At 56.9% G+C, this 15,853-nt stretch carries 15 protein-coding genes; 9 read left to right on the forward strand and 6 right to left on the reverse strand.

Annotated elements, in window-relative coordinates:
* Nucleotides 1-138: 138 nt before the first annotated feature.
* The 6 genes from ACLGE8_RS20690 (at nucleotide 139) to ACLGE8_RS20715 (ending at nucleotide 4,950) form a co-directional block, all read left to right on the forward strand.
* Nucleotides 139-1,107, forward strand: coding sequence for a threo-3-hydroxy-L-aspartate ammonia-lyase (locus ACLGE8_RS20690; RefSeq protein WP_411000876.1), 969 nt, complete (start codon nucleotides 139-141; stop codon nucleotides 1,105-1,107).
* Nucleotides 1,108-1,165: 58 nt separating this feature from the next.
* On the forward strand, nucleotides 1,166-1,801 hold the full coding sequence (locus tag ACLGE8_RS20695; protein WP_411000878.1) for a transcriptional regulator: 636 nt from the start codon (nucleotides 1,166-1,168) through the stop codon (nucleotides 1,799-1,801).
* A gap of 48 nt (nucleotides 1,802-1,849) precedes the next feature.
* Nucleotides 1,850-2,479, forward strand: coding sequence for a LysE family translocator (locus ACLGE8_RS20700; RefSeq protein ID WP_411000880.1), 630 nt, complete (start codon nucleotides 1,850-1,852; stop codon nucleotides 2,477-2,479).
* 58 nt (nucleotides 2,480-2,537) lie between these two features.
* Nucleotides 2,538-3,542 (forward strand): dicarboxylate transporter/tellurite-resistance protein TehA, encoded by a 1,005-nt coding sequence (gene tehA / locus ACLGE8_RS20705; protein WP_411000882.1) that lies wholly within the window; start codon nucleotides 2,538-2,540, stop codon nucleotides 3,540-3,542.
* A complete protein-coding gene (gene tehB / locus ACLGE8_RS20710; RefSeq protein ID WP_411000884.1) occupies nucleotides 3,539-4,135 on the forward strand; it encodes a tellurite resistance methyltransferase TehB in 597 nt (198 codons plus the stop codon). Before tehA ends, tehB begins: the two co-directional genes overlap by 4 nt.
* Nucleotides 4,136-4,281: 146 nt before the next feature.
* Nucleotides 4,282-4,950 (forward strand): DUF3313 domain-containing protein, encoded by a 669-nt coding sequence (locus ACLGE8_RS20715; RefSeq protein ID WP_411000886.1) that lies wholly within the window; start codon nucleotides 4,282-4,284, stop codon nucleotides 4,948-4,950.
* A gap of 62 nt (nucleotides 4,951-5,012) precedes the next feature.
* On the opposite strand, the gene ACLGE8_RS20720 is transcribed toward ACLGE8_RS20715, so the two are convergent.
* The 5 genes from ACLGE8_RS20720 to ACLGE8_RS20740 all read right to left on the reverse strand — a co-directional run bounded on the left by ACLGE8_RS20720 (nucleotide 5,013) and on the right by ACLGE8_RS20740 (nucleotide 10,525).
* Nucleotides 5,013-6,185, reverse strand: a complete 1,173-nt coding sequence (locus ACLGE8_RS20720) for a cytochrome c biogenesis protein DipZ (RefSeq protein ID WP_411000888.1) — start codon at nucleotides 6,183-6,185, stop codon at nucleotides 5,013-5,015.
* Nucleotides 6,186-6,284: 99 nt separating this feature from the next.
* Nucleotides 6,285-7,619, reverse strand: a complete 1,335-nt coding sequence (locus ACLGE8_RS20725) for an ATP-binding protein (RefSeq protein ID WP_411000890.1) — start codon at nucleotides 7,617-7,619, stop codon at nucleotides 6,285-6,287.
* Nucleotides 7,616-8,353, reverse strand: a complete 738-nt coding sequence (locus tag ACLGE8_RS20730) for a response regulator (protein ID WP_411000892.1) — start codon at nucleotides 8,351-8,353, stop codon at nucleotides 7,616-7,618. The genes ACLGE8_RS20725 and ACLGE8_RS20730 overlap by 4 nt, the downstream gene beginning before the upstream one ends.
* A 38-nt stretch (nucleotides 8,354-8,391) precedes the next feature.
* The gene (locus tag ACLGE8_RS20735; RefSeq protein ID WP_411000902.1) at nucleotides 8,392-9,333 is read right to left on the reverse strand and encodes an alpha/beta fold hydrolase; all 942 of its coding nucleotides are present in this window, start codon (nucleotides 9,331-9,333) and stop codon (nucleotides 8,392-8,394) included.
* A gap of 292 nt (nucleotides 9,334-9,625) precedes the next feature.
* Complete coding sequence (locus ACLGE8_RS20740) at nucleotides 9,626-10,525, reverse strand: DMT family transporter (protein ID WP_411000904.1); 900 nt, start codon at nucleotides 10,523-10,525, stop codon at nucleotides 9,626-9,628.
* A gap of 183 nt (nucleotides 10,526-10,708) precedes the next feature.
* Here ACLGE8_RS20740 and ACLGE8_RS20745 point away from each other — a divergent pair, with 183 nt between their 5' ends.
* Nucleotides 10,709-11,578: a helix-turn-helix transcriptional regulator gene (locus tag ACLGE8_RS20745; protein ID WP_411000894.1), complete on the forward strand. Its 870-nt coding sequence runs from the start codon at nucleotides 10,709-10,711 to the stop codon at nucleotides 11,576-11,578.
* On the opposite strand, the gene ACLGE8_RS20750 is transcribed toward ACLGE8_RS20745, so the two are convergent.
* Nucleotides 11,555-12,721: a benzoate/H(+) symporter BenE family transporter gene (locus ACLGE8_RS20750; RefSeq protein WP_411000896.1), complete on the reverse strand. Its 1,167-nt coding sequence runs from the start codon at nucleotides 12,719-12,721 to the stop codon at nucleotides 11,555-11,557. The genes ACLGE8_RS20745 and ACLGE8_RS20750 overlap by 24 nt on opposite strands.
* A gap of 135 nt (nucleotides 12,722-12,856) precedes the next feature.
* Between ACLGE8_RS20750 and ACLGE8_RS20755 the strand changes: the two genes are divergently transcribed.
* Together ACLGE8_RS20755 and ACLGE8_RS20760 are read left to right on the forward strand one after the other, a co-directional pair.
* Nucleotides 12,857-13,432, forward strand: a complete 576-nt coding sequence (locus tag ACLGE8_RS20755; RefSeq protein ID WP_411000898.1) for a helix-turn-helix domain-containing protein — start codon at nucleotides 12,857-12,859, stop codon at nucleotides 13,430-13,432.
* A 199-nt stretch (nucleotides 13,433-13,631) separates the two neighbouring features.
* Nucleotides 13,632-15,590: a peptidase U32 family protein gene (locus ACLGE8_RS20760; RefSeq protein WP_411000905.1), complete on the forward strand. Its 1,959-nt coding sequence runs from the start codon at nucleotides 13,632-13,634 to the stop codon at nucleotides 15,588-15,590.
* The last annotated feature ends 263 nt before the right edge of the window (nucleotides 15,591-15,853 follow it).

Raw genomic sequence — 15,853 nt, forward strand, 5'->3', positions numbered from 1 at the left:
GCTGGCTAAGCAGATAAAGTAAATGTAGCAAATCATCGCGAGAGTGGAGTGAACCAGTGGTGGTGAAAGCTGAAGAGGTGTATAACCCATCATTAAACAAAATGTATTAATTGATACAAAGTGTATTGAGGTAATGAGATGAGTGAACAAAAGCTTCCTGACTATGGCGATGTGGTGGCAGCGGCGGAACGTATTGCGGGTTATGCCAACCGGACGCCGGTAATGACATCGCGGACGGTGAACGACGAGTTTGGTGCAGAAGTGTTCTTCAAATGCGAAAACTATCAGCGCATGGGCGCCTTCAAATTTCGCGGTGCAATGAATGCGCTTCAGCAGTTTACCCCTGAGCAGCGCGCCGCGGGCGTAGTCGCTTTTTCTTCCGGCAACCACGCCCAGGCCATTGCGCTGTCGGCAAAGCTGCTGGGTATTCCGGCGACCATTGTCATGCCGCTGGACGCGCCGGCGGTCAAAGTGACGGCGACGAAGGGCTACGGTGCGAAAGTTGTCACTTATGACCGCTATACCGAAGACCGCGAGCAAATAGGCCGCGATCTGGCAAAACAACATGGGCTCACGCTGATCCCGCCGTATGACCACCCACACGTGATTGCCGGGCAGGGTACGACGGCGAAAGAGTTGATTGAAGAGGTCGGCCCGCTGGATGCGCTGTTTGTCTGCCTCGGCGGCGGAGGCTTACTCTCGGGGTCGGCGCTGGCCGCGCGCCATCTGTCGCCGGAGTGCCTGATCTACGGCGTCGAGCCAGAGGCGGGCAACGACGGGCAGCAATCTTTCCGCAGCGGCAGCATCGTGCATATCGATACGCCTCAAACCATCGCTGATGGCGCGCAAACACAGCATCTCGGGGCGCTCACCTTCCCGTTAATTCAGCAAAACGTCGATGACATTCTGACCGCCCGCGACGACGAACTGATTTCCGCGATGGCCTTCTTCGCTGAGCGTATGAAAATGGTGGTAGAGCCAACCGGTTGTCTCGGCTTCGCTGCCGCACGAGCGCGTAAAGCAGCGCTGCGCGGGAAAAAAGTGGGGATTATCGTCAGCGGCGGCAACGTGGATATCAGCCGCTATGCGGCCTTGCTGGCTGGTTAATACTCCGTCGCCTGTGCTGGCAGGCGGCGTTCATCTTATGGAAGACAAGGCAAAACAGATGGCAAATGATGAAGACCACTCCCTGCTGAACCAGATTGAGACCATTGCCAAAGGGCTCAGCGACACCTTTTCGCCGTTCTGCGAAGTGGTGGTGCATGACCTGACACACCCGGAACACTCGATACTGGCGATCCACAATAATTTGTCCGGCCGCGAGGTGGGAGAACCCACGACGGAAATGGGACTGGCGCGCATCGCCTCAGCGGATTTTCCGTCGGTGGTGGCCAACTACGCCAACCAGTTTGCCGACGGTCGCCCGGTGAAAAGCACGTCAATCGGCATTAAAGATACCTCGGGGCAGTACGTTGCCGCGCTATGCCTGAACGTCGACATGACGCTGTTTCGTGGGATGCAAAGCGCGCTGACGCAGTTTACCGCAGTGGACAGCGCGCCGGTTGAGGAACATCTGGAACCGTCGGGGCTGGAGATGATTCGCCAGCGCATTGACCGCTTCGCCGCCCAGCGAGCCACTACCGCGCGTTCGCTGAGCCCTGATGATCGAAAAGCGGTGATTCAGGCGCTGCGAACGGAAGGTTTGCTCGCGCTACGTAAATCGATGGATACCGTGGCGCAGCATCTGGGAATATCACGGGCGACGGCCTATCTTTATGCGCGGCAGAAAAATGAAGTATAACGGGGTATCCATTTTGACCTTCAATACCAGGAGCCTCCAGGGGGAGCGATGCTTTTATCCAGTCTGATAGCGATTGCAGCCGTATTAGTGATGGGCGTAATGAGCCCCGGCCCGAGTTTTATCTACGTGGCGCGAACCGCCGTGGTGCATTCCCGTATGCATGGTCTGGTGACAGCGCTGGGCACCGGCGTTGGCGCCGCGACGTTTGCGATGATGGCGATGCTGGGGCTGCAAAAGGTGCTTAACGCCGTGCCGGAACTGTTTATCGGCCTTAAAATTGCGGGCGGAGCCTACCTTATCTGGATGGGAATTAAAATATTCCGCGGCGCGCGCCAGCCAATGGCGGTAGCAGTAGGGGGCGAAAAACGGGAAATTTCCCTGTGGAAAGCATTTCGTGATGGCCTGCTCACCCAATTGAGCAACCCTAAAACGGCGATTGTTTTTGCCTCTATTTTCACCGCGCTGCTGCCGGCCAATATTCCGACCGCGTTTTACTACATCGTGCCGGTAATGAGCTTTGTGATTGATGCGGGCTGGTACTCGCTGGTGGCGCTGGTGCTGTCGGCGGAAAAACCGCGTCGCGTTTATCTGCGCATAAAAGGCGCGGTAGACCGTACTTCTGCAACGGTTCTGGGCATTCTTGGCGTGAAGCTTATCTATACTTCCTTTTCGCGCTAGCGTGTCATTAAAGAATCATTTAAAATGCAACTTAACAAAATTTGATTAATTAAACTAAATGCATAATAACGAGAATGAAGCTCGGGTGCTTAATCTGCCCGTGGGCTACTTTGGGATGGTTCTGGGTACCATTGGAATGGGCTTCGCCTGGCGTTACGCCAGCACCATTCTGCCGGTAAGTCGTACCATTGGCGATGCGCTGGTGGTGCTTGCTATCGTGATGTGGGGGTTGTTGACGCTGGCTTTTCTGATGCGGGCGGTACGCTTTCCGTATAGCCTCTGGCAGGAGATGCATCATCCCATCGCCAGCAGCTTTGTCAGCCTGTTTCCGGCGACGACTATGCTGGTAGCCATTGGTGTCACGCCGTGGGCAAGAACGCTGGCGCTAGCGCTGTTTGGAATTGGCGTCACGCTCCAGCTTAGCTATGCGGCCTGGCAAACCGCCGGGCTGTGGCGCGGTGAGCATCCGGCGGATGCCACCACGCCGGGGCTCTATTTACCTACCGTTGCTAACAACTTTATTAGCGCGATGGCCTGCGGGGCGCTGGGCTTTAACGACGCCGGGCTGGTATTTCTTGGCGCAGGGGTTATCTCGTGGATTACGCTCGAGCCAGCCATCGTCCAGCGCTTACGCAGCGGCGGGGTGCTCTCCGTGCCGTTACGTACTTCGCTCGGCATTCAACTGGCCCCGGCGCTGGTGGCCTGTAACGCCTGGCTGAGTATCAACGGCGGCCATGCGGATGTGTTTGCCAAAATGCTGTTCGGCTACGGCCTGCTGCAGTTGCTATTTATGCTGCGCCTGATGCCCTGGTATCTACGCCAGGCATTTAACGCCTCGTTCTGGAGCTTCTCGTTCGGTATTTCCGCGCTGGCTTCCACTGGGCTGCATCTTGGCCACGCCAGCGGTTCTGGCTTTTTCCATAACCTGGCGCTGCCGCTATTTATTTTCACCAATATCGTGATTGGCCTGCTGCTGATTAAAACGCTGCTGTTGCTGCTTCAGGGTAAACTTTTGACCCGTGTTGCTCCGTCAACGCTGATAAAACCGAAGGATGAACAATGACCACTCGTGACGAAAACTACTTCACCGAAAAATATGGCCTGACCCGTACTCATTCCGACGTGCTGTATGCAGCAACGCAGGTTGCGCCGGGAAAAACGCTGGATCTTGGCTGCGGCAATGGGCGTAACAGCCTCTATCTGGCGGCAAACGGCTACGATGTGACGGCGTGGGATAAGAACCCGATGAGCATCCAGAACCTGCTGTCGATTCGCGAAGCGGAAGGGCTGGAAAACCTGCAGGCGGCGGTGAAAGATCTCAACACGCTGACCTTTGACGGTGAGTATGATTTCATTCTCTCCACGGTGGTGATGATGTTCCTGGAGTCGAGCACCATCCCGCGTCTGATCCCCAATATGCAGCGCTGCACCAAACCGGGCGGTTACAACCTGATTGTCGCCGCAATGGATACCGACGATTTCCCTTGCACCGTCGGTTTCCCGTTTGCTTTTAAAGCCGGTGAGCTGAAAAACTATTACGAAGGGTGGGATTTGCTGAAATATAACGAGGACGTCGGCGAACTTCATCGTACCGATGAAAACGGTAATCGCATCAAATTACGCTTCGCCACCCTGCTGGCACGCAAGAAATCATAACTAGTATCTATATAACGGGCGCAAGCCCGTTATACTGTGAATCGTTTTTGCGAATAATGAGAGCCCACCCCATTTTTGCCGCGACAAACTCCTGATTCATTTGCTATAACTTACTGGCATTTGTGCATTTATCAGGGATTATTCTCATGCGTACTCAAGCGTTTTTCAAAGCGGCGGCCCTTGTGGGCGTTCTGGTATTAGCGGGCTGTGCATCGAAGACCACCACTCCCGAGCAATATTCAGGATTTTTAAAAGATTATTCTGGCCTGAAGGAAGCCACCACGGCGTCAGGAAAAACGGAACTGCGTTGGATCTCTCCGGACTACAAACCGGCTAACTACGCCAACGTTGTCTACAACCCGGTAACCTACTACCCGGTACCGAAGCCGACGACGCAGGTTGGGCAGAAAGCGCTGACCGACATTCTGAACTACACCAATACCGAGCTGAAAAAAGCCATCAGTGAGCGTAAGCCGCTGGCGACGAAGGCTGGCCCGCATAGCCTGATCTTCCGCGGTGCGATTACCGCCGTTGACTCCAGCAAAGAAGGCCTGCAGTTCTACGAAGTGATCCCTATCGCGATGGTGGTTGCGGGTACTGAAGCGGCGACCGGCCACCGTACCATGAATACCAACCTCTATTTTGAAGGCGAACTGATTGACGCGGCGACGAATAAACCGGTCATTAAAGTGGTACGTAAAGGTGAGGGTAAAGACCTGTCTAATTCCAACGCTCAGCTGACGCTGGATACGTTGAAACAGGTTATCGATGATATGGCCATTGATGCCGTTAAATTCGATCCATCCCAGAAGTAATTTTACTTTCGGGTGAAAATGAATAAAGGGCGACACGCAGGTGCCGCCCTTATTTTATTCATTCATGCCCTGGCTTCTTTTAATAGTTGCGCAATTGCAGACTCCTGCTCGGCATAATTCCCTTCGCCAAAAAAGGTATAACGTAACTGCCCACGAGCGTCGAAAAGATAGTGGGCCGGCCAGTATTGATTCCCAAAAGCGCTCCAGATTTGGTAATTATTGTCGGTGACGACGGGATAGCTTATTCGCCATTTCTTTACCGCTTCCTGCACCGCGCTGAAATTTTTCTCATGCGGATATTCTGGCGTATGTACCCCAATCACCTCCAGCCCCTGCGGCCGATATTTTTCCGCCCACTCACGCACGTGCGGTAGCGTGTGCTGGCAGTTAATACAGTCGAAGGTCCAGAAATCGATCAGTACCACTTTGCCCTTGAGCGATTCGCTGGCGAGCGGTGCGCTGTTGATCCAGCCTGTACCGCCGCTCAACGGTGGTAGCGCGCTGTCGACAACCGGCTGGAGCTTCACCGGGGTGGCCGGAAGCCAGCCGACCAGATTTTTCTCCAGTTGTGCAGAAAGCCCTGTCGCCCCTTGCAGTACGCTGGTGGTACCGGAAGCAATGAGCGCCACGGAGGCCAGCATCGTTACCCCCGCTAGCTGTTTTAGCCGCTCGACCATCACCGTTCTGTTGCGTAGCCAGTGCAGCACGCGCTGCCCGCCGAGCCAGATCAAACCCAGCATGATGGCACAACCGCTACCGTAGGCGGCAAGCAGCACGCCTCCGGAGACGCTATTGCCCTGAATGATGCCGAGACTCAGGATTGCCCCGAGTACCGGCCCTGCGCACGGTGCCCACAATAGCCCGGTGGCAATGCCCGCCAGCAGGGCGGCAATCACGCCACGACGGCTCAGACTGCGGTCGTTCACCTGGTTTCCTAACCGCACCGCCGGGGCCATCAGCCGCTGGGCGAGGCGTGGTGAGATAAGCGACAGCGCCACCGCGCTAAGAAAGGCGAGCGCCAGCCAGCGGCCCGCCTGTGTGACCTGAGTGACCCAAACGCTGGCGACGGTGACCAGCAGCGACAGTAGGGTAAACATCACCACCATCCCGGCGAGCATCGCCGCCAGATGCCGTTTTTGTCCTTTCACGCTGGCAAACAGAAACGGGATCACCGGCAGCGTGCAGGGGCTGAGTAGGGTCAACATCCCGCCGAGAAACGCGATAATAATAGCCATCAGACACCTCATATTAGTGAAGCCTGCCGAGCAGGCGATGAGGTGATTTAATCGTGCTGATGTCGTGGGAATGTGTCGGCAATCTGCCGTTTTGTCAGCTTAATTGTCGACGGATTCGTGAGATACATCAGGATACAAAGGCAGCAGAAGCCTCGCTGACAGGCCACCCTGCGGCCGGTTACTGAGCGTGAGTTTTCCCTGCAGGCGAACCGCGAGCTGCGAAGCGATAGCCAGCCCCAGCCCGGTGCCGCCGGTATGGCGGTTGCGCGATGATTCCAGCCGATAGAAGGGTTGCAGAACGGCTTCCAGCTCATGCTCAGGAATGCCCGGGCCGCTGTCGTCAATCTCAATGACCAGCCAGCGATCGTCGACGGGACTGAGAGTCAGCTGTGCGGTGTCGCCATACTTTAGGGCGTTATCGACAAGATTGGTGACGACTCGCCGCAGCGCCTGCGGGAAGGTGGTGAGCGGCATGGGATGTCCCGATGAAACGAACGTGACCGGATGCCCGGTATCGGTGTAATCACAGACCAGGGTATCCAGAAAGGCGTTGAGGTCGAGGCGCTGGCTCGGCTCCTGCACGCTTTCGGTGCTACGGGCGTAGGCGATACCTTCGCGCACCAGCCGGGTCATGGCATCGAGATCCTGCATCAGCTTTTCCTGCAATGCGGGCTCCTGCGCCATCTCCACCCGAAGCTTCATACGGGTGATAGGGGTTTGCAGGTCGTGGGAGATAGCGGCGAGGATCTGCGTGCGCTCTTTGAGATAGTGTTGAATGCGCGCCTGCATGGCGTTGAACGCCCGCGCGGTTTGCTGCACCTCCAGCGGGCCGCTCTCCCTCATTGGCTGTGGTGTGGTGGCCGCAGGTTCCAGAGTTTCAACCGCGCGGGTAAAGCGCCGTAACGGGCGCACCACCTGACGCACTGCCAGCCAGGCAAAAATCAGCAGCAGCAACGGCTGTGCGACCAGTACCGTTGGGAGCCAACGCGCCAGCGCAGGAAGCTGCGGGTACATGTCGATGGTGAGCGGTTGACCATCGCTCAAACGAAGGTGTGCCTGAATATGTTCCCGAGGGCCAGGCAGATGGCTGACGGTCAGGGCATATTTTTCCCCCAGCGCATTGTGCAGCGTTTGCACGATACTGCGCGTGCGCCAGCCGCTCGGCGCGGGGCCGGACTCGCCGCTTGAAATCAGGTACTGATAGTTACCCCGTGCCAGGCGGGGAAGCCAGGCATCGCGCTCGCTGGCGGGAAGTCGGTCGAGAATAGCCACGCTGGTGACAACATCGTTTTCCAGGGTGTTGAGCATCACGCTGCGTGCGCTGCTCATTCGCTCGTACAGCAGCAGCGACAGCGTCAGGCTGTTGGCCAACAGCAGGCCGCCAAGTACGATTAACACCAACTGATAGAGCAGGGATTTTGGCCATAGCCTCATTCGCGGTGTTCCCGAATTTCAACCGCCATTGCCAAAACGTAACCTTCGCTGCGCACGGTTTTGATATAGGCCGGTTCGCGGGCGTCGTCGTTCAGGCGCTGGCGCAGTCGGCTGACCAGAAGATCGATGGAGCGTTCGAACAGCTCCGCGTCGCGCCCCTGGGTCAGGCTGAGCAACTGGTCGCGGCTTAATACGCGCTGCGGATGATCGACAAACACGCGCAGCAGACGGTATTCCGCACCGCTTAGCGCCACCGCCAGACCATTGTTGTCTAGCAGGTGGCGAGCGGCGGTATCGAGTAGCCAGTCGCCAAAGGCAATCAGACGCCCGGTTTCGGTTATCTGCAAATTGGGTGGCAGAGCGCGGTAGCGGCGTAGAATTGCCTTAATGCGCGCCAGCAGTTCACGAGCAACAAATGGCTTCACCAGATAGTCATCGGCGCCCATTTCCAACCCCAGAATGCGGTCTGCGTCATCGCCGCGCGCGGTCAGCATCAGTACCGGAACGTTCTGACGATCGTTGCGCAGCTGGCGGCAAAGCGTTAGCCCATCGTCGCCGGGCATCATGATATCCAGCACCACTAAGTCGACCTGATTGCCGCTCATATAGGCGCGCATCGCCTTGCCGTTGCTGGCCCCTGTTGCCCGGTAACCTGATTTCTGCAGATAGTCGACGACCAGCTCACGGATGTCGTGGTCGTCGTCCACCACCAGGATATTGTCGATATGTTCCATGTATTCTCCAGAAAAAGGGCTTAGGGGCCGTCACCTGCTTACAGCTTATCGGCATCAACCACTGCCGTGGTGAAATCAGCTGGGGCTTCCTGCGGCGGGTTATGGCCGACGTGGGCGCCGAAGGTACGATGTTCATACTTGCCGGTAAAGTGCGCGGCGTAGGTTTTCGGGTCCGGGTGCGGTGCGCCGTTATTACCGCCTTCAATCGTTATCGTCGGTACGGTTATCGGCGGCAGCGTCGCCAGCTTCTGCTCATATTTATCATATTTTGCTTCGCCTTTTTCCAGCCCCTGACGCCAGCGGTAGTTGCTGAGGGTTATCGCCACATGGTCAGGGTTATCCAGCGATGCGGCGCTGGTATTGAAGGTGCTGTCGCTAAATTTCCAGTCCGGCGAGGCCTGCTGCCAGATAAGTCTGGCGAAGTCTTGGGTGTGCTTTGCATAGCCTGCCTGGCCGCGTGGCGTGGCGAAATAGAACTGATACCACCATTGCAGTTCCGCTTTCGGCGGCAGCGGCTGTTCGCCGATTTTCTGGCTGCTGATCAGATAGCCGCTTACGGAAACCAGCGATTTCACGCGTTCCGGCCACAGCGCCGCGACGATATCGGCGGTGCGTGCGCCCCAGTCGTATCCGGCAAAATCGGCCTGCTTGATGTTTAATGCGTCCATCAGCGCCACAATATCGGCCGCCATGGCGGAAGGCTGCCCGTTACGCGGCGTGTTGGCGGAGAGAAAACGAGTGCTCCCGTAGCCACGAAGGTGAGGGACAATCACCCGAAAACCTTTGCGGGCAAGCGCTGGAGCCACTTCCGCGTAGCTGTTGATATCGTACGGCCAGCCGTGAAGTAAGATAACCGGTTGCCCGTCGCGGGGACCAATATCGACGTAGCCGACGTCGAGTACGCCGGCGTGAATCTGATGAACCGTTTTGAACTCGCTGGCGTAGTCGGTTGCGGCCAGTACGGGCAGCGCAGAGGCCATCAGCAGAGAGGCCAGACACAGACGGTGAAAGCGGGATACGGAAGTGGCTGAAGCGTTCATGAATTTCTCCTGGACAGAGGCTTGATATCATCAAATCAAAAACGATAGCGAACGAAGTATAGGCGGCTATCGCGACCTGATAATAAAAACAGCCGGACGTGTCGAGGATGTGTGGGATTGCGGGGATTTTGCCAGCCACTGTATCCGGAGAGAGGAGAGATACAGTGTGATACAAACAAACGGTCGGGCTACATGTAATATCGTAGCCCGACCGAGCAAAGCGACGCCGGGATCACGCCCGACTTAAAAACGGCACGCGCCACATTTCCGGTTTGGCAAACATCACCAGATTCCCCAGCAGAATCAGCACCAGTCCCACCACCGCGTTCGCATGCCACTGGTAGCCCTCGTACATTGTCGACAGCGTGAGCGCGACCAGCGGGAACAGCAGCGTACTGTAGGCGGCGTTGCTGGCGCCGATACGCCCGACCAGGGTGAAATAGACGCCAAACGCAATCACCGAACCGAAGATCGCCAGATAGAACAGCGCGCCCATATAGCTCACCGTCCACTGTGGGGTGAAATCATCACCGCGCAGCAGGGCGATAACGCCGATGATAATGGTGCCGTAGAACATCGCCCAGGTGTTGGTGGTCAGCGTCTCCAGGCCACGGCGCTGGTGGCGCATGCTGAGCATATTCCCCAGCGAAAAGCCGTAGGTCCCGAGCGCGCTGAGTAAAATCCCGGCCAGCAGCGTGCTGCTCATGCCTACCGCCTGCAGATCCTCCCAGAAGAGGGTGACGATGCCACACAACCCCAGCAGCGCGGCAAGGTAGAAGCGCTTCGGCGGCGTTTGACGGAAGAAGATAAAGCTGTTGATGGCGTTAAACAGCACCGCCATGGAGAAAATCACCGATTCGAGGCCGGTGTTAATCCATTTTGCGGCGGTATAAAAACAGAGGAAGTTAAAACCGAATACGCAGCAGCCCTGCACGATGCAGAATAGGTGATCGCGCAGCGCCAGCGGACGTAGACGCCGCAGACTCAGCAAAATGGTCATCATGGTGAGGCTGGCAATGGCAAAGCGCCAGAAAATCGAAACCGCCTCAGGAACCGGGCCCTGCTGTAAAAAGATGGCAATCCAGGTGGTTCCCCAGATAACAACGACCAGAGCATAGAGCAGCGCGTTCATCATTCCTCGCAAAATCACAATGAAAAACACAGTGTGCGGGGATACGACGCGCGGCGCTTGCAGAAGGCTGCGGGGGACTTGCATATTCTTGCGGTTTTTTTGCTGCTGGCGCGCTGAGAACGCTAGATTCTGGGGACGACAGCCCCTAGACTGCAGATATCGATAATCGTGATAGATATGTTAATGGCCTACGCAACGTTTGAAAGATTACAGAGTCAGAACGCACAGCTGCGGGAAACCGTGGCGCTTAACTCTGGGATACAGCTGGCGGCCTGGTTTAACAAATGCGACAACCTGACGGTTAAGAGCGATCATCACACCCTGAGCCTGTACGTGGCCGATGGCTACGAAAGCTATCAGAAAACGCCTCATGGCTGGAAAAACGGCGGCGGGCCGGACCGTTTTTGCCTGATGCCGAAAGACTCGGAATCAACGTGGGACATTCGCGGCGATCTGTCGTTTGTCCATCTCTACTGCACCGATGAACACCTGCGGAAGGTAGGTGAGCAGGTGTGGGATCGCAGCCCGGCGACGCTCACCCTCGATGAACAGATTTTTGGCGATGATCCGAAAATCACTCTGCTTTATCGTCAATTCCTGCTCGGCTATGACTGGCAGCAACCCGCAAATCAGCTGACCCTCAGCAGCGCCAGCACCATGCTGCTGACGCACCTGATCCAGCATCACGCCAACGTGCAGTGGCGGCTGCCGACGGTAACCGGTGGGCTGGCACCGGCAGTGTTACGTAATACGCTCGACTATATTGATGCGAATCTCTCCGCGCCGCTGACGCTCGCCGACCTTGCCGCACAGGCGGCCTTAAGCGAATACCATTTTGCGCGAATGTTCCGCCAGAGCGTGGGTCTGGCACCGCATCAGTACGTGATGCAGCGCCGGATGGACCGCGCGCAGCAGATGGTGCGCTATACCACCCAATCCCTGACCGACATTGCCCTGTGCTGCGGGTTTAGCTCAGCCAGCCACTTCAGCAACCGCTTTAAAGCGGCGAACGGCGTGACACCGTCACAATTACGCGCGAGCCTTGCGGGATAGCAGCGCAAAGCTGAGGCCGCCAATCACTAATCCCCAGAATGCCGACCCTACGCCTGCCAGGCTTACCCCGCTGGCGGTGACCAGAAAGGTGATCATTGCCGCATCGCGTTCTCTATCGCTATTCAGCGCCTGGAACAGGCTGCCTCCTAGCGTACCGAGCAGCGCCAGTCCCGCTAACATTTGGATCCATGCCGTTGGCAATGCCGACATCAGCGCGGTGATGGAGCCGCCGAAAATCCCTGCAATCAGATAAAAAATGCCTGCTGCTGCCGCAGCCTGCCAGCGCTTCAACGGATCAGGATGCGCATCCGGGCTCTGGCAGATGGCGGCGGTAATGGCGGCAATACACACGGAGTAGACCCCGAACGGCGCGAGCAACAGGCCAAAGGCACCGCTGACCACAATCAGCGGTGAAACTGGGACGCGATAGCCTGAGGCCTGAAGTGTGGCGAGCCCGGGCGCGTTTTGCGACGCCATCGTGACCAGAAAAAAGGGAATACCGATGCTCAACATCTGAGTGAGGGAGAAATGCGGCGCGATATACTGCGGGGCCACCACCGCCAGACTCAGCGATTCAGTGACAATGTCACCTTTGGCCGCTGCCACCACAATACCGATCGCTAGGGCCGCCACCACCGCGTACCGCGGGGCAATCGCCTTAAACAGCAGCCAGCCAACCAGCATACTGCCGCATAGCACCAGTTGCCCCTGTAGCGTGGCAAAGGCCTGCAGGCCGAAGCGCAACAGGATGCCTGCCAGCATCGCGGCGGCCAGCGAATGCGGGACAAGCTTCATTAGCCGGGCAAACCAGCCGGTGAGGCCGCAAATGACAATCAGCGCGTTCGCAAAGATAAAAATGCCCACCGCATCATTCAGCGTTGCGCCCTGCAAGCTGCCAACCAGCAACGCCGCGCCGGGGGTAGACCAGGCGGTTAAGATGGGCACTTTGCGCCATAGCGTCAGCACCAGCGTACTGACGCCCATCGCCAGACCGAGCGCGGTCATCCAGCCGGAGATTTGTACTGAGGTGGCACCCGCTGCCGCCGCGGCCTGCCAGATGATCGCCGCAGAGCTGGCGTAGCCGACCAGTACGGCAACAAAACCGGCCAGTACGGTAGGGAAAGGAACCAAAGGGGATCGCATAAAAGCCTCTTGTGCGTTATAACGTCCAATCAATGTAGCATTGTGCGTTATAGCGCACAATGCCGGCGTGGGATTTGCTAAAACGGCACGGGCAGCGTGGGGTATACTTTGGCGATGAAAGAGAACGGAGGTGGAATGAATATTGCGCAACACCTGGCGGCAACGCTGAAATCCTTACGTCAGCAGCGCGGCTGGAGCCTGTCTAAACTGGCGGAGGAGACCGCCGTGTCGAAGGCGATGCTGGGGCAAATCGAACGCAACGAGTCCAGCCCGACGGTGGCGACGCTGTGGAAAATTGCTACCGGCCTGAACGTGCCGTTTTCGGTCTTTATTACGCCGGAGATCCCGGGTGCAGAGCTGTCGTTTGACCCGCAACAGCAGGCGATGGTGGTGACGCCAGTGTTTCCCTGGGACCCGGTACTCTGCTTTGACCATTTCTCTATCACCCTTGCGCCCGGCGCATTAAGCGAATCAACCCCGCATGAAAAAGGGGTGATTGAACATGTGGTGGTGATTAGCGGACAGCTAGATATGTGCATTGAGGGGGAGTGGCGGACGCTCTATCCTGGGCAGGGATTACGTTTTGCCGGCGATCTGGCGCATGCCTATCGCAACAGCGGCGAGCAGGTAACCCATTTTCACTCTATCATTCATTATCCCAAAGAAAACGCCGCAGGCAGGCCTGCGGCAAATCATGACAATGAACCATAACGTGGCCGTTACGAGGAAAGTCCGGAATACGAAACCGACTCTAACGGACTGATGTCGAAAGCGGAAATGCCCATTTCGGCAATAGGTTGCTGGATTTATGCTAATCGCGGCGCACAAGCGGTGGAAACTGTTTTCGTCCGTCGCGGCTTCTGGCTACAATAGCCGCCATTTTGTGACCCGACTGGATAACCCTGACTGTATGCGCCAGCAGAACTCTCTCCTTGAACTCCTTAGCCCGGCTCGCGATACCGCTATTGCTCGCGAAGCGATTCTTCATGGTGCCGATGCGGTGTATATCGGCGGTCCTGGCTTTGGGGCACGCCATAACGCCAGCAACAGCCTGCAGGACATCGCTGCGCTGGTGCCGTTTGCTCATCGCTACGGCGCGAAAATCTTTATTACTCTCAACACTATTCTGCATGATGACGAGCTGGAGCCAGCGCAGAATCTGATTACCAGCTTGTACGAGGCGGGCGTAGATGCGCTGATCGTGCAGGATATGGGCATTATGCAGCTCGACCTGCCGCCGATTGAACTGCATGCCAGCACCCAGTGTGATATTCGCACCGTTGAGAAAGCCAAATTCCTGTCGGACGTCGGGTTTAGCCAGATAGTGCTGGCGCGCGAGCTGAATCTGCAGCAGATCAAAGCCATTCACGATGTAACCGATGCGACCATCGAGTTCTTTATCCACGGCGCGCTGTGCGTGGCCTACTCCGGGCAGTGCAATATTTCTCATGCCCAGACCGGGCGCAGCGCCAACCGCGGCGACTGTTCGCAGGCCTGCCGTCTGCCGTACACCCTGAAAGATGACCAGGGGCGCGTGGTGGCGTTCGAAAAACACCTGCTGTCGATGAAAGATAACGATCAGACCGCCAACCTCGGCGCGCTAATTGACGCAGGCGTGCGCTCCTTCAAGATTGAAGGGCGCTACAAAGATATGAGCTACGTGAAGAACATTACCGCGCACTATCGGCAGATGCTCGATACGCTGATTGAAGCGCGCGGCGATTTAGGCCGTGCCTCCGCCGGACGCACCGAACATTTCTTCGTGCCGTCAACGGACAAAACCTTCCATCGCGGCAGCACCGACTACTTTGTCAACCAGCGCCAGATGAACATCGGCGCGTTTGACTCGCCGAAATTCGTTGGCCTGCCGGTCGGTGAAGTGCTGAAGGTCAATAAAGATACCCTCGACGTGGAAGTCAGCGAACCGCTGGCGAACGGCGATGGCCTGAACGTACTGATCAAACGTGAAGTGGTCGGCTTTCGCGCCAATACGGTAGAGAAAATCGGTGAAAACCGCTATCGCGTGTGGCCGAATGAAATGCCTGCTGACCTGCATAAAGCACGTCCGCATCAGGTATTAAACCGCAACCTGGACCACAACTGGCAGCAGGCGCTGTTGAAAACCTCCAGCGAGCGCCGCATTGCGGTGGACATCGAACTTTCCGGCTGGCAGGAACAGCTGGTGCTGACCATGACCAGCGAAGATGGCGTTAGCGTGACGCATACTTTAGACGGTGAGTTTGCGGCGGCGAACAATGCGGATAAAGCGCTGAGCCAGTTGCAGGACGGGATCGCCAAACTGGGCCAGACGATTTACTACCCGCGCGGGGTTGAGGTGATGCTGCCGGAGGCGCTGTTTGTGCCTAATAGTATGCTGAACCAGTTGCGTCGTGAAACCGTGGAAATGCTCGATGAAGCGCGTCTGACAGCCTACGTGCGCGGCAGCCGTAAAGCGGTAACCACGCCGCCGCCGGTCTACCCGGAAAGCCATCTTAACTTCCTTGCCAACGTCTATAACCACAAGGCTCGCGAGTTTTATCATCGCTACGGTGTACAGCTGATTGATGCGGCCTATGAGGCGCACGAAGAGAAGGGCGACGTGCCGGTAATGATCACCAAACACTGTCTGCGTTTTGCCTTTAACCTGTGCCCGAAACAGGCGAAGGGGTCGATTAAGAGCTGGAAAGCCACGCCGATGCAGCTGATTAACGGTGACGAAGTGCTGACGCTGAAATTTGACTGCCGCCCGTGTGAAATGCACGTGATTGGCAAAATCAAAAACCACATCCTGAAGATGCCGCTGCCGGGCAGCGTGGTGGCATCGGTCAGCCCGGACGATCTGCTGAAAACGTTGCCGCGCCGCAAATAGCGCCGCTTTGTAGGCCTGATAAGCGTAGCGCCATCAGGCGGTTCGGTGCAGATTGCCGGATGGCGGCGTTGCCTTATCCGGCCTACAGATCATGTATCCCGGCCGAGCAACGCGACGCCGGGAAAGGCAACAATGCAAAAACAAAAAGGCCGGAATTTCCGGCCTTTCTTATTGTGCACAGAAAACCCCCAGCTAGGCTGGGGGTTCCGGAAAGCTTTCAGCTTTAAGCCAGTTATTAAAACCCCTTTTGATTTGTTAAAACA

This window comes from Kluyvera sp. 142486 (assembly GCF_046569695.1).
In the GTDB taxonomy this organism is placed as follows: domain Bacteria; phylum Pseudomonadota; class Gammaproteobacteria; order Enterobacterales; family Enterobacteriaceae; genus Kluyvera.